This is a genomic window from Paenibacillus sp. CMM36 (genome assembly GCF_053570945.1).
In genome coordinates, this window is record NZ_JBSEDY010000001.1 from 387,813 (window position 1) to 401,029 (window position 13,217).

The following is a 13,217-nucleotide window of genomic DNA, read 5'->3' on the forward strand; positions in this document are numbered from 1 at the left end:
CATGAGGAGCGTTCGTAAGAGCGTCAGCAGGAAGGCCAATCGGGAAATAAAGGCGAAATTCCGCTGGAAGGCCCGTGCTGCGTACCTTGTTGCTGTGCTGGTCACGATCTTGTTGGGTTTGGGAAGCCGAGTTTTCTCCTCCCAGTTGCCTGAATTCGTTGCTAATCACTTTGGGGATGCCTTGTGGGCGTGCATGATTTATTTTGGGCTGAGAATGTTGGGGGTGAATCGTCAATTGTCCGTAGCCCTGTGGGGCAGCTTGCTGTTTTGCTTCGCCATTGAGTTCAGCCAGATGTACCAGGCTCCCTGGATTAACCACATTCGGGCAACGACACTGGGCGGCTTGGTGCTTGGGAAAGGGTTCCTGACCGCGGATCTGATCAGGTACACGGTTGGCATTGTGGTATCCTGGGCGCTGGACCAAGGCTGTCAAAAGCTAGCGGGGATCAATACACGTATAGACGATGACAAACCACTCAAATAATCTGAAAAGCGAGGGTTGCGCTTGAAACAAAAGGGAAAGCGTCACAGGTTGTTCGGTAAGATGATTGGATTATGCGCAGGGTTCAGCTTGTTGTTTGCAACCATACTTATCCCAGGGCAGGCATTAGCCGAAAAACAGCTTGTGGCACCTCTTCGTTTTGATTTTGGCCCCGGCAAGGTAGCTGACGGCTACACCCAAGTCACTGCCAATGATGTTTACACGCCTGAGCGAGGCTATGGATTTACCGATCTTTCCAAAGTGAATGAAGAAGATGTGGTGGAAGTGATGCTATACGCTCAGATTTTGTTCGTGTTCAAGGATCATCCTTTGTTGTCAATTTACCACCTGCGGATTACACGCTTTCCCTGATTGCCGGAGATACTGCCGGAAACACAGACATTACGGTTAAAGCCGAGTCCATCGTCAAGGTAGAACCTACTGCCAAAACAGCAGGACAATTTATCGAGGCTGGATTTGAACTTGCACTCATCGACGGTCAGCTCGAATTGTATTTCTCAGGTAATGAAGCGAAGATTAACGCTTTGGTTATTACCCCAAAGGATGCTCGAACGGCTGGAGAACATCCTTCGGTATACCTTGCGGGAGATTCTACGGTTCAAACCTATAAATCCGCGATGAAGCCTCAGGCGGGCTGGGGGCAAATGATTGCTCCGTTCTTCACAGATGAGCCTATTTTTGTGAACCGTTCTATTGGTGGACGAAGCACGAAAACCTTTCTGGTACAAGGGCGGTTAGATGATATTTTACGCAATATCCGTCCAGGAGATTATCTGCTCATTCAGTTTGGGCATAATGATGCCGCGATCAACAACCAAGAGCGTTATGTTTCACCCGCGGATTACAAAGTTTACTTAAAAACCTACATTCAAGGAGCCATCCAACGCGGTGCAACACCTGTGCTAATTACTCCTGTTGGCCGCCGGGATTATGATGCGGCAAGTGCCTCGTTTCGGATTAGTTTCCCGGAATATGTGCAGGCCATGAAGGAAACAGCATCGGAGACAAATGTTGCACTGGTCGATCTTAGCCGCTTGAGCGTAGCGTACTATGATACACTTGGACTGGAAGGAACACTCCCGTTATTTTTGCATGTGGAGCCAGGGGTGTATCCTGCATTTCCTGATGGAGTGAAGGATGATACTCATTTTCAGGAATATGGTGCGGAGCAAATAGCTCGGCTGGTAGCTCAGGGAATACGTGAGCTGAATATTCCTTTATCCTCTTATGTACAGGTGGAAGATTCGCAATAAAACATTATTTCCATAGCCATGGTATACTTAGAAAATAAGCTGGCCCTACCCAAAGATAACATTGTTTAGGCTTGGGTAGGGCTTTAATGTTCTGGATCTTAAGGAGGAAGCGAGAATGACAGTCGCTCAACTTCATAAACTTATTAACGGTCAACTCCTGTACAATCAGCATCGGAGTTTATTTTATATGCGTGAGGGTTCTGTTCTGTTAGGACCTTCAACGGAAATGACGTACTGGCTGACGCAGAGAAGCTCAGAACTGATCCTCATGCTTCAAGGCTTGAAGCGCCAGCATATGTATAACGCTTTTGTGACGGATGTAGCGGCTAAAATACTGTCCCAGTTTGTAAATACCAATCAATATCTACATTTTCACACAGCTCATGTGAGGGAGCTTACGGAGCTGTATGATCGACTTTTCACCCGGATTGAGAACCTGTTCCAGAAGAAATTTATAGATAGAGCAACCTTGGACTTACTGCTTCAGCAGCATTACGGGCATTTGAGAGATTTTTTAACTCGTACCAACGGACGTGAAATGTTTGCTAAGTATGCAGAGTGTGAGTATACCTTTTGGATACCTTGTGAGGAATATACGCCGGAGTTGCAAGCCAATCTGCTAGGATTGGACATTGCTCGTTTGCAAGAGCCTGTTCTAGATGTTGGTTGCGGATCTGAGGCACGGTTGGTTACTTATTTACGTGCCTGTGGAATTGAGGCTTACGGAACAGATCGGTTGGCTGAAACAGAAGGTTGGGTCACTCAAGGAGATTGGTTAGAGACCACCTTTGGGGAACGCACATGGGGAACGATCGTTTCACATATGGCATTCTCCAATCATTTTATACATCATCATCTGAAGGCAGATGGTAATATTCATGAGTACGCTCGCAAATATATGGAATTGCTTAGAGCCATTCGGCCCGGAGGGAGTTTTATTTACAGTCCGTGCCTTCCATTTATGGAAGGGCTTTTGGATGCCCGAATGGGTTATGAGGTAGAGTATATCCAGTCATCTGAAGGTTACAGGGCCACGAAAATAACGCGTATACATTCATAAGCGCTAGTAGTAGTCCATTCATTTGTCAGATTCCTTCTTGGAATGGTATTATAAGGATAGATATTACTCTATTTGGGATTCAGTTGATGATAGAAATTCTCATGACGCTAATTTGACACCATAGAGGATGATCATTAGCAGCATGGCTGCACTGAATAATAATGATTAGCCTACGGATAACTGAATTTTAGGGAAGATTAAACCATATTTTCCTAAAAGCCGATATATGGGAATGAGGCGAGAACATACTGTTATTAAACCCGCCCGAAAATGGATGTATATAATTGGGTTAGGAGAGTAGAAGAAGTGTCAGATCTGTATACGAAAAAAGAAGTAGAAGATTATGTAACCAACGTGGTTTTCGAACGACCTTTAGGTGTAAGCATTTCAGCCATTTTATTGATCTTTAATGGAGCACTTCTGTTGGTGACCCAGCTATTGACGCTTAATGCATTAAATGAGGCTGCTACGTTAGTAGGCATTTGTAGGGGCATGTTTCAAGGATTTATCGCGTTACTTGGTTTGGCAGGGACGACTGCCGGTATCGGCATGTTATTTGGTAAGAAGTGGGCTTGGTGGCTGGCAGTATTTTATTTTACATATGAGACCATGCGTTATACGTGTGCAATTCTGTTTATTCCAGATGTCCCTCCAACGTTGGGCGGTGTACAGTTAAACCCTGCTTTATACTACGTAAAATATGGTATGCGTATTATTTGGAATTTGTTGTTTACGTTGTTCATGTGTCGTAGTAAAGTGACGGGTTTTTTTCAAACAAGTGGAATCAGCAAGTGGAGAGCATGTATTGCATTATTCTTCATCAATGGAGTGATAGTTGGGATTGGCTGGTGGCTGATAAGATAAGGTTCTTCGATGTGAAGGAGGAGATAGATCATGGCAATGGAAACGTTTCCGATTTTAGAAACTGATCGGCTTCGTTTAAGACAGCTTACAGTAGGGGATGCGGAGGATGTATTCGGTTATTTCTCCAAGGATGAGGTCACACAATATTATGACTTGGAAAGCTTTACAGAGGTAGAGCAAGCCGAAAAATTTATTCGTTCGATGCTAACCAGATATGAGAAGCAAGAGGGCTTTCGTTGGGGGATTACATTAAAAAAAGCTCCTGAGCGGATCGTGGGTACAATTGGATTTCATAACTGGCAGAAGGAGCACTCCCGTATTGAAATCGGCTATGAGCTGGCACCGGAATATTGGCGGCAGGGTTTGATGACAGAGGCGATGACGGTGGTAGTGGATTATGGCTTTCATTTGCCGCAGGTTCACCGTATAGAAGCCTTCATTGATCCAGATAACGAAGGCTCCAAACGGCTGCTACTCAAAAGTGGCTTTACTAAAGAGGGTCACCTGAGAGACTATTTTTATGAAAAAGGTCAATTTGTCGACGCTATTATTTTTGGATACCTTCGGGAAGAGCATCCCGTGGATTGGTAATTTACAAATACCCTTTGTCCCCGTAAGGCTGGAGTCGATCAAGCCAGGTCTGCTCCAGCTTTGCTAGTGTATCCTTGACATCAAAGAACGCGGATTCCTTTTTCTTCAAAACGTCCAGCACTTCAAATTCAAACGAATCTTCGCCATACTCATTCCATTCCTGTTGCAGTTGTTTATTCTTAAATCCACCCATATTTAGCTCAAAACGCCGTCCATTCAGCGACTTTAAATTCGGCGTGGAAGAGACGAAAATTTTCCCATTACGTGTATTGCGAATGCAATAGATTCCTGCCTCTGTCTTCATCTCCATGTATTGCTGCACCAGTTCTTTTCTTCGATTCATTGTCGAATCCTCCTATTTGAGCATTTCGCATAAATCCCAAGAGCCTTTTCAAATCAGCAATGTATAGATCGAAACGCTTTAGTTCGTCTATATATTGTACCTACGAGCGTTGGGAATCGAATTATGCAAAATGCTGATTTCATAAGCGCCTAGCTTCAAGATTCCTTCAACCAATACTCACTGCCATCCGGTTTGCGATCCAACAGACTGTATTCAATCATATATCTTCGCACCGTGACATAATCGTCATACACTTCCTGTAAAATCGCATTGATATCCTTCTCATGATATATTTGTCCCTTCACAAAACGGCTTGCAATTTCACGCAGCACAATCAGCTTGTGCTTTTCTTGCATTTTAAAGGTCTTAAGGCGTCCGTCTGTACCATTCGGAAAATACTTCGTGAGTACCTTTTGTCTTTCGTCTTCCGTAATGTTATAGCGTTCGTCCACCATCCGTGCTCCTATGGGTACTTCTACAATGGCGGGAGCGTGACGATCTTTCTCCTTTAGTAGCTCCATTAATGTGAGAAATACTTTGGCCTGTCGTTCTTTTTCTTTGAGACCAAAGCGATGATTGCGTATGGTGGATGCGCTACCGATTCCGGTTTCCTTTTGAATGTCCGCATCGCCCATGCCTTGATAAAATAACTGAAGCAACCGATTCTGATGATCCGTCAGTCCAGTCAGCTTTTTGTCCAGACCGATCAAATAGTCAAAGACCGAACCGTACGTCCGCTCAATATGAAGTCGCATGTACCTCTCCGCGTCATAAAATACCCCTTGATCCTGATATATGATGCCTTGCTCAAATCGCTGTCCGTCCAGCAAGCAAATGACCTGCTCTCCTTGGCGAATATATCCACGCTTCAGTTCTTCGATACCAGCATTCCAGAATAGTTCGGAATGATCCATTTTAGCAAACACCTCAATTAAATGATGATTATATTATAGACAATATAACATTTTGTTTATTTTAAATCAATGAGTGGATATCTCTTTAGGGTTTCGACAATGTTCGCTATATACAAAAGAGACATCAGATTGTTATCATATGTAAATTATTGAATTACATTTAAGTCTGGATAGTTGCTATATATTGTAATAAGGTGGGCTGGTAAACTATGAACAAAATACGATTAGAAGAAGTCATAGAAAGTGGAGATTTAAAGGAAGCGGTAAAGATTATAGAGGATGTGGGTGAAAAGCTGGATCATACATTCACTCCAATATTATTGAGATATTTAGTAACGACGGATAGTGTATTGCTAAGAAATGTAATCGCCATTACGCTAGCTGATCTAGGAGACAGTGAAGCGGTGTTACCTCTTATCGACTTGTTAAAAAATCCAAAGACCAAGGGGAATAGAGGAACGCTGTTATATGCTTTAGAATTTTTTGACGTATCTACTTATGTTGTGATGTTGGTAGATTTACTGGATGATACCTTTGAAGCGAGTAGACAATCCTACCAACTGATATGTACCGTGCAAGATAAAATCTCTGAGGCTCAAAAGGATATATGTAGACAAATGATAAGAAGAAAGCTGACCGATCATAAAAACAAATATAAGCGTGACTTTTTGCTGGAATCTTTAGAGCTTTTTACATGATTCTTTTATTAGAGAGGTTTGGTTGGAGTGGTAAAAAAAGCTGTTTTATTCGTGATCATCATTGTCATTGCATATATAGTTGTATCCATTACAACAGGAAGTCCAATTGAAAGAGTCAAATTTCGGAGCAACGTTACTGACTACCTACATAAAACATACACTATGAACTGGAAAATTGATTCAGTAGATTATGACCTTAAGAATGATAAATTTATAGCTAATGTGATCTCTGGATTAGGGATTTCTTTTTTGGTGGAAGAAGACTATTATGGGCTAATGATGGATGACTATGCCTCTTCTGTGTGGAGAGATGAGCTAAAAGAAGCTGTAACACAAAAAACAAAGCAAGTTACAGGATCAGATGCAGAAGTCATCGTAAATGTATCTAGTATGGGGCAGGATGCTTTAACCTACCATGACGAGGTTCCAAGCTATTCTATGGTTAGTCAAAAACTCTCCTCAGAAGCTTCAATTTGTATTAAAGGTAACTTTTCGGCCACTCACTATCTGCAAGAGATGTTGGAAATAAAGCAGTGGATTGTTGAAAAGAAGTATGATGCTTCGTTAACATTTAAGTCCGAGAAGGAAAAAATTTATTTTGCAATACCTGCAGAAGATCTAAAAAAGATAAAAAGTGTAGAGGATCTCAATCCTTATAGGCTTCAAATTGATTAATTATTGGCTCTATTCCGAAATGCTAAATGCTACATTCCTTAAAACTATTGTGAGGAGATATGATATGAAATATAGATTTGCTGTCATTGACGATGAAAGTGGGCTCACGGTTGGTTATTGTAGAGATGTGGTTGGCTTAACGGGTGATATCATTGTCGAAACGTATGAAAAGGTTATTTTTGAACAATTTGTCTTTAATGAGGATTTCATAGGAAACATAATAAAGACAAAACAATCTGTACACAACTTGTACATTGCTATTTTAAATGATGAAGAAAAAGTGATTGGAAGCTATCATTATCACCTACCTGAATCCTACATAATCCATAAACTAAACTACAATAAAGGAAACTTCAATCTGGAGTTAACAGGTATACTTGAAACGAAGCCCTCCCCTGTGGAATTAAGATTATGGGAGTTTTTAAAGGGTGCTCAGTCGCTTGAAAATAATATATGGCAAGGCTTTTCTAAAGAAGAACGGTCCGGGTGGCTAAACGTGACTAGAATACATTCTGCATCTAATCATTTTGCTAGACTGGATAAACGAGGAGAAGTCTACACCTTGGACGGCGAATACATATCTGATTTTACAACATTTTTCATAGCACTTGGTGAAGCGATTAATGGACCCGGAGGGTACTATGGATTTAGCTTGGACAGTATATCGGACTGTCTCTGTGGAGGTTTTGGAACAGTAGGACCGTTCACGATCCATTGGAAAAACGCACATTATTTCTTGGAAAGATTCGAGGAAGAATGGGATCAAGAAGAGAGATGTTATAGATTTTCACCACAGCAATATTTTATGGATCTTTTAACGATCTTAGTATCAGGTGGTGTTACCGTGAATTTTTTTTCGAATAAGATAGCAAAGCAAGAAGGGGATTTTGAAATGGATATAAATTAATGCAACCACCTTTTGACATGAAAGAATACTCTGAAATGAGTAAAAACGAAGGGAAAGAACATTTAGAAGCAGATGAACTTGTGGCAAATTCCTTAAAAGAAATTTTAATACGGGAAATGGAAAAAGAAATCTAACAAGAGATATTAATTACTTAAGGGGGAAAAAGGAGCAAGAGTGTTTTTTAGAATGAATAATGGCCAAATGAACATTTTGGCTAAGGCTAATATGGCTAAGTTATTGATATCATATATAAAGTTTACGGTAAATGAGGAGGCCCAAATGAAAGTGAAAAAAATTGTATATCCAACTTCACTATCTCAGATAGCAGATATTGAGGATGATAATATAGATGTATTTATTGAACTTGAAGATGGGACTAATATTTCTGTTGCTGTATGTACCCCAAAAAATCTAATTAGTTATATGACCAAAGAGAATATTAATTTTATTCCTGCATCGCCACCAGATATTATTGTGAAGTCATTAACAGAAGAAACTATTGAACAAGCTATTGAAAATTACGCTCAGGAGGATGCTTTCTGGCTAAAGTTGTTTTTTGTAGCTGGCGTTGATAAAACAGTCATAGATTTAGACAGAATTGATTTGTGCCTTAAAGAAATGAAAAGAATAAATCAGGAACTCTTGAACGATTAAAAATTAATTGTATAGTTATTTTGACCATATGGAGTATAAATCTCTATGAGGTTTCTTTTTAGCTCCTCATTCTGAAAATATATAATTAGGAGACAACATGCTCTAAGATGATCATTTGCTCGTTAAATTGAGAGTAGGAGGATTTTTTCCTGTTCCACGGATGCATGTTCCAATTATCTTGTAAGGAGAATATTTTGTGAAAATATCAAATATTATCAGAAAAACCATAGGGAACAAATTAGCTGCTTTGAACTTTACTTATGAGCATTTAAACAATACTTGGTTTTTTACAAGAGTAGTCAATGGATTTAAGGAAACAATCCAAATCGATAAAAGTTATTGGACAGAGAATGCAATACGCATTACTTTTATGACTGAGTCCGAATCAGTGTATAGCTTTTATTTCATTGATGGATCAAAGATAGATAAATTCCATTACTATGAGGATGAAGAGTCATTACGAGATATATTTATCACCCTAGGAAAGATTATTGATGAGCATGCTCTAAAATGGTTTGAAGAGAATGTGCCTAAAGATACGCTTCCTCCTGCAAATTTTTTGGATAAAGGATGGTTTGAGAAGCTACAGAAATTTGTCGAGGTAAATAATCTGAACTTTAAAGATGAAAAGTCGCTAAAAACCATCGAAGCTTTGCTAAGTTCAGAACCGACGGAGGAAAACGTTCTGTTATCAAGCTATTTCTTAGGAGAATTTTTTATCCATACGTTAGATGGTGAGTGGTACTACGATCAAAATTATGGCCCTTCTATTAAAAATATAGGTGGAATTAGTAGTTTTAATAGAAGACCTTATAAAATCTCTAACAGTTTTGCTTCTAATCCTCAAAATAACTCAATTATTAATCACTATCAGGCCATTACTGGAACTGTAAAGAATCTTCAAGGTAATAGGAAATAATCAAATTAAATTGAGAGCAAAAACATGTTCCGATTTTTTATTCGGTCCAAGATGTTTCTTTAATAGTGAGTTTGCACTCCAATCACATGGATTGATTCTATGTGGTTTTTCTTTTCTATGGGTTTAAGAGGAGTTGAAACTGTATGGATTGTACAAGTTTATACAGGAAAAAAGGGTGAAATGAGAAAATATAAATGACCCAATGCTTTATTCGACATTTATAATATGTGGGAGAAATATATTTAAAGTGGCCTGATAGAAAGGGATTACATTGTTCAAATTTAATTGAGTGGAAGATCGGTAAAAAAGTATTTTGAATATTACACAAAGAACAGAGAGCCGTAAGAATGTTAACGGCTCTCTCTGGCAAGTATTCGATCAGTTCACTAGGGAGTACGCCGGTTCTAAACCTAATTGAAACAGTTTCCCATAACAAGAGAAGTCCATTTTACTAATTTGTATCATCCTCTACATACTCGATAACATCTTGAACATGGCAGTCTAGAGCTTTACAAATTTTATCTAGCGTATCAAATTTCACACCGTCTGTTTCTTCGTTGTAAAGTTTGGTGATTCCGTTTCTATGTAATCCAGTCATGCGAGAAAGCTCGGCAATATTTATTCGTTTTTCGCCCATAATACGGGAAAGATGAATCTTTATCATATTTTCCTCCAGATAAATGCACTCTATAGTGTTAAAAAAACCCATCAAAGTATTGACAATAAACACTATTCAATGTATTCTAGAAACAACAAAAATAACACTGTAATGTGCATTTGGTTTATTGAGATGTTATTTGTGAACGTCATAGTAATATGCTTATCGTATCAAAACGTTTTACAATTAGCAATTAATTATCGTTCAACAGCCTAGTTTGAAAAACTACCTGTAAAAGAGAGCATATTGGCAAATAAGAAACTTTGAACAAAGGAATGGAGCGAGGATGTATGACAGAATCGGTAATGGAATTGGAACGGGTATCCATGGTTCAGGGGCCGTATGATTACCCTCATATGTATGAGATATGCGAAGGGGTTCTTTATGACCGTCAATATTTCTTTTACCTCGAAAATGGCTTACTGTGTCTGCGCCATGTGAAGAAGGTGGAGCAGTCATATCATACGCATCTTTACCTGGATGGAGAAAGCGGAGGTTTGCAACTGGCAGAGGGTGTACAAGGGGAAGTTATGCAAGTTGTCACGGAGATCATCGAGCGCTTGCGCGCCAAGGATGGACTGACATTTTTATTCGATGAACTGCTGTGGCTACATGGTAGGGGCCCCATTGAATTAAACCTTTTCAATAAGAAGGATGAAGTGACCTTAGGTGGCAGACAATTTGCTACGAAATAAATGATTCTTATGCTTTATATCATGGAACTTGTCGAAATAAAGCTTATGATTTCACCGAATATATCAGTTGTTGACTGATGAAAATGAGCGGATTCCGAATCCATATGGTCAATTCCAGCATCACAGCATCGGCAGAAGGACTAAAGCCCCAATCACCTCCGAATAAAATGTTTTGCTGCTGCTCTAATATAGGTGACTGAGGTTCTTCCAAGCCATACTGTTCTTTGAATCTCTCTTTCGTTTCATGATCTATGACAAGGTTATCCTGTGCAAAGGTATAGCAGATAGGAACGCTTAACTGTATTAAAAGAAGTAATGCAATGGGGATAAGTAATTTTTTGCTTTGCATGGTTAGCTCCTATGATCTCTGTTTTTGACCTCTTAACGTGAAAATAATCCCTTTACAGGATTTTATGACCAGAATATAATGGTAAATAACAGCATCGATCTACATACACTGGGTTATCGGGGTATAGCGCAGCTAGGTAGCGCGCACCCTTGGGGTGGGTGAGGTCGTGGGTTCGAATCCCGCTACTCCGATTTCAATCAAAATGTCCTGCTGATGCAGCTAATGCGTCTGCCGGGCGTTTTTTTTGAATATTACATACCCTATCGTTTTTGTCTCTACTGGGTTATGACGAGCTAGTCGTATGCAACGAATGTATGAAGCCACCTCTGAACTGGATTCGGAGGCAGAAGTGGCAACTCAACAATCGCAATCGCTGGCGGAATGGTCTGCTGTATGACTTTTTTAATTTGCCTATAAAGATTCCTGAAGGGTCTTGGAAGAAGTACTGTAATCAGCATAACGGGGAAGCACAATAGTGTAGTATATTCCTACAATAACGGTACAGATCCCAACTAATAAAAACAAGACTTCAATTGAAATAAATGAAGGAAAGCTTATAGCAATGAAACCTAATGTAAGAGACTGGGACAGCATCATTAACGGATTAATCAAACCTTGCACACGTCCCATCATTTGAGGATCTACAATACGAGGAAGCCATCCTCCTATACCAATGTTAATGAACGGAAGTATCAGTGCGATGACAAAGTTGATAATCAGGAAAGCATAGATGTGGTTAACAAATCCAAGTGTGCACATACCCATTCCGGCTACCAGAACTCCCGCTGCAATCATTTGGTGTAGTTTTAGCTTGGCAGAGATGAGAGAAGCGATTAGGGTACCAAGCAACACACCAGCCCCAAAAATAATACCCGTCCATACCATATACTGCTCGTAATTGCCGGGAGCTAGCTTGTATTTAAGAATAAACATCGGTAAAACGCTAAAACCACCATTTAAAATACCGAACATAAAAAAGCCTGAAACCAACCAAAGCAATAGTCTGTTGCGTAATATGTAAAGAAACCCTTGTTTAAAATCGATCATGACAAGTTTGAATTTTAATTGTTTGAATTGATGTGCCCCGTTCGGAAGGCGTACTTCCTTTGGAATTTTGCAGGAACGAATAAGCAGTGCAGACACAATAAAAGAAACAGCATCAATTAGGATGGCTCCAGTAATTCCAAAGTGCCAGTAAACGACAGCCCCGAGAGTTCCTCCGAATAGCATGAAAAGACTCCCCATCATTTGATTGAGGCCTGCGGCAATGGTGTAATCATCTTCGCTTAATATCCCCTGTATAATGGCACTTTCGGCCGGGAAGAAAAATTTGGAGGCAGCACTACGGATGAACAGGAGGGCAAATATCAAAGGAATCGAATCGACCCAAATAAAAATAAGCAAACATAAGGATAAAAAAGCGCTGATCCAGTCACAATTAACAGCAATTTTTTGTCTGTCCATCCGATCTGCCAGCACTCCAACTACGAGAAATACTACCAGCATAGGAAGCGAATACATTAACTCGGCAAGCGTTGCATAATAAGGCTGATTTGTAAACCGTTTCAACAAATAAAACATGAATGCAGTAACCCCGATAATTCCTCCCATTTGTGAGGCGAAGGTTGCCAGAAAAAACCTGACATAATTCTTGTTTCTGAGTACTTGTTTTAGTCCAGTCACAGTTCCATCCCTTTCGCTTTCAAAGCGGTTTTTAGATGCCTAATTAAAATAATAGTGAAAAGTAGGAATATTGTACAGAAAAGTGACTTTAATGTCACTTTACGTTTGAATTTGCATCGTATCGGACCTTCTGCCTTTTAAATTCTGCTGTTGACGGTAATCATAGTGGGGTGGACTCGGAAGTTGCATTCAAACTCGTTTGGCGTTATGAGGTGCAACATAGACTAAATAACCAGCTGTCAGTTGATATTCGACGGCTGGTTATTTAAGTTGCCAGGTGTTTGATTACAGATTAGCCCGATTCATCTCATTTACGCATGGATATGTTGAGAAAAAGGAAATGCTCATAGCTAGAAAACTTTATACAATGGAAGAGGAATAAGAATTGTGAAATTCGACTTTTGATGAAGAATTTCATATAATGTGAGCATATTGTGAACAACTTAAATTGA

The 13,217-nt window shown here is 39.9% G+C and carries 16 protein-coding genes, 1 tRNA gene and 1 pseudogene; 13 read left to right on the plus strand and 5 right to left on the minus strand.

Going from position 1 to position 13,217, the window contains the following annotated elements; all coding sequences use genetic code 11:
- Position 1 precedes the first annotated feature (1 nt).
- The 5 genes and pseudogenes from ACWA2B_RS01965 (at position 2) to ACWA2B_RS01985 (ending at position 4,270) form a co-directional block, all read left to right on the plus strand.
- Positions 2–484, plus strand: coding sequence for a ribosomal maturation YjgA family protein (locus ACWA2B_RS01965; RefSeq protein ID WP_029516445.1), 483 nt, complete (start codon positions 2–4; stop codon positions 482–484).
- Between the two features lie 60 nt (positions 485–544).
- Positions 545–1,755 (plus strand): annotated as a pseudogene (locus ACWA2B_RS01970) (rhamnogalacturonan acetylesterase).
- A gap of 115 nt (positions 1,756–1,870) precedes the next feature.
- The gene (locus ACWA2B_RS01975; protein ID WP_341039112.1) at positions 1,871–2,815 is read left to right on the plus strand and encodes a class I SAM-dependent methyltransferase; all 945 of its coding nucleotides are present in this window, start codon (positions 1,871–1,873) and stop codon (positions 2,813–2,815) included.
- 306 nt (positions 2,816–3,121) lie between these two features.
- Positions 3,122–3,679, plus strand: coding sequence for a hypothetical protein (locus tag ACWA2B_RS01980; protein WP_029516448.1), 558 nt, complete (start codon positions 3,122–3,124; stop codon positions 3,677–3,679).
- Between the two features lie 30 nt (positions 3,680–3,709).
- Positions 3,710–4,270 carry a GNAT family N-acetyltransferase gene (locus ACWA2B_RS01985; protein WP_029516449.1) on the plus strand — a complete coding sequence of 187 codons (561 nt, stop codon included), beginning with the start codon at positions 3,710–3,712 and terminating at the stop codon, positions 4,268–4,270.
- A gap of 1 nt (position 4,271) precedes the next feature.
- On the opposite strand, the gene ACWA2B_RS01990 is transcribed toward ACWA2B_RS01985, so the two are convergent.
- Entirely contained in the window at positions 4,272–4,613 is a 342-nt protein-coding gene (locus ACWA2B_RS01990) for a GIY-YIG nuclease family protein (RefSeq protein ID WP_449291649.1), read from the minus strand.
- Positions 4,614–4,768: 155 nt separating this feature from the next.
- Positions 4,769–5,527, minus strand: coding sequence for a DUF2087 domain-containing protein (locus ACWA2B_RS01995; protein ID WP_029516451.1), 759 nt, complete (start codon positions 5,525–5,527; stop codon positions 4,769–4,771).
- Between the two features lie 209 nt (positions 5,528–5,736).
- Here ACWA2B_RS01995 and ACWA2B_RS02000 point away from each other — a divergent pair, with 209 nt between their 5' ends.
- The 6 genes from ACWA2B_RS02000 to ACWA2B_RS02025 all read left to right on the plus strand — a co-directional run bounded on the left by ACWA2B_RS02000 (position 5,737) and on the right by ACWA2B_RS02025 (position 9,380).
- A complete protein-coding gene (locus ACWA2B_RS02000) occupies positions 5,737–6,225 on the plus strand; it encodes a HEAT repeat domain-containing protein (protein WP_449291650.1) in 489 nt (162 codons plus the stop codon).
- Positions 6,226–6,387: 162 nt separating this feature from the next.
- Positions 6,388–6,900, plus strand: a complete 513-nt coding sequence (locus ACWA2B_RS02005) for a hypothetical protein (RefSeq protein ID WP_449291651.1) — start codon at positions 6,388–6,390, stop codon at positions 6,898–6,900.
- A gap of 64 nt (positions 6,901–6,964) precedes the next feature.
- Positions 6,965–7,807 carry a barstar family protein gene (locus ACWA2B_RS02010; RefSeq protein ID WP_318626833.1) on the plus strand — a complete coding sequence of 281 codons (843 nt, stop codon included), beginning with the start codon at positions 6,965–6,967 and terminating at the stop codon, positions 7,805–7,807.
- The gene (locus tag ACWA2B_RS02015) at positions 7,807–7,941 is read left to right on the plus strand and encodes a hypothetical protein (protein ID WP_274385797.1); all 135 of its coding nucleotides are present in this window, start codon (positions 7,807–7,809) and stop codon (positions 7,939–7,941) included. Before ACWA2B_RS02010 ends, ACWA2B_RS02015 begins: the two co-directional genes overlap by 1 nt.
- Positions 7,942–8,086: 145 nt before the next feature.
- Positions 8,087–8,461, plus strand: coding sequence for a hypothetical protein (locus ACWA2B_RS02020; RefSeq protein WP_165145016.1), 375 nt, complete (start codon positions 8,087–8,089; stop codon positions 8,459–8,461).
- Positions 8,462–8,657: 196 nt separating this feature from the next.
- On the plus strand, positions 8,658–9,380 hold the full coding sequence (locus ACWA2B_RS02025; RefSeq protein WP_029516456.1) for a hypothetical protein: 723 nt from the start codon (positions 8,658–8,660) through the stop codon (positions 9,378–9,380).
- Between the two features lie 451 nt (positions 9,381–9,831).
- Here ACWA2B_RS02025 and ACWA2B_RS02030 read toward each other — a convergent pair whose 3' ends face one another.
- Complete coding sequence (locus ACWA2B_RS02030) at positions 9,832–10,044, minus strand: helix-turn-helix domain-containing protein (RefSeq protein WP_016820594.1); 213 nt, start codon at positions 10,042–10,044, stop codon at positions 9,832–9,834.
- A 284-nt stretch (positions 10,045–10,328) separates the two neighbouring features.
- Here ACWA2B_RS02030 and ACWA2B_RS02035 point away from each other — a divergent pair, with 284 nt between their 5' ends.
- A complete protein-coding gene (locus ACWA2B_RS02035) occupies positions 10,329–10,733 on the plus strand; it encodes a hypothetical protein (RefSeq protein ID WP_449291652.1) in 405 nt (134 codons plus the stop codon).
- A gap of 43 nt (positions 10,734–10,776) precedes the next feature.
- On the opposite strand, the gene ACWA2B_RS02040 is transcribed toward ACWA2B_RS02035, so the two are convergent.
- Positions 10,777–11,082, minus strand: coding sequence for a hypothetical protein (locus tag ACWA2B_RS02040; protein ID WP_318626831.1), 306 nt, complete (start codon positions 11,080–11,082; stop codon positions 10,777–10,779).
- A gap of 117 nt (positions 11,083–11,199) precedes the next feature.
- Between ACWA2B_RS02040 and ACWA2B_RS02045 the strand changes: the two genes are divergently transcribed.
- Positions 11,200–11,273, plus strand: a tRNA-Pro gene (locus ACWA2B_RS02045).
- Positions 11,274–11,493: 220 nt separating this feature from the next.
- Here the strand turns inward: ACWA2B_RS02045 and ACWA2B_RS02050 are convergent.
- A complete protein-coding gene (locus ACWA2B_RS02050) occupies positions 11,494–12,765 on the minus strand; it encodes an MFS transporter (protein WP_340884810.1) in 1,272 nt (423 codons plus the stop codon).
- Between the last annotated feature and the right edge of the window lie 452 nt (positions 12,766–13,217).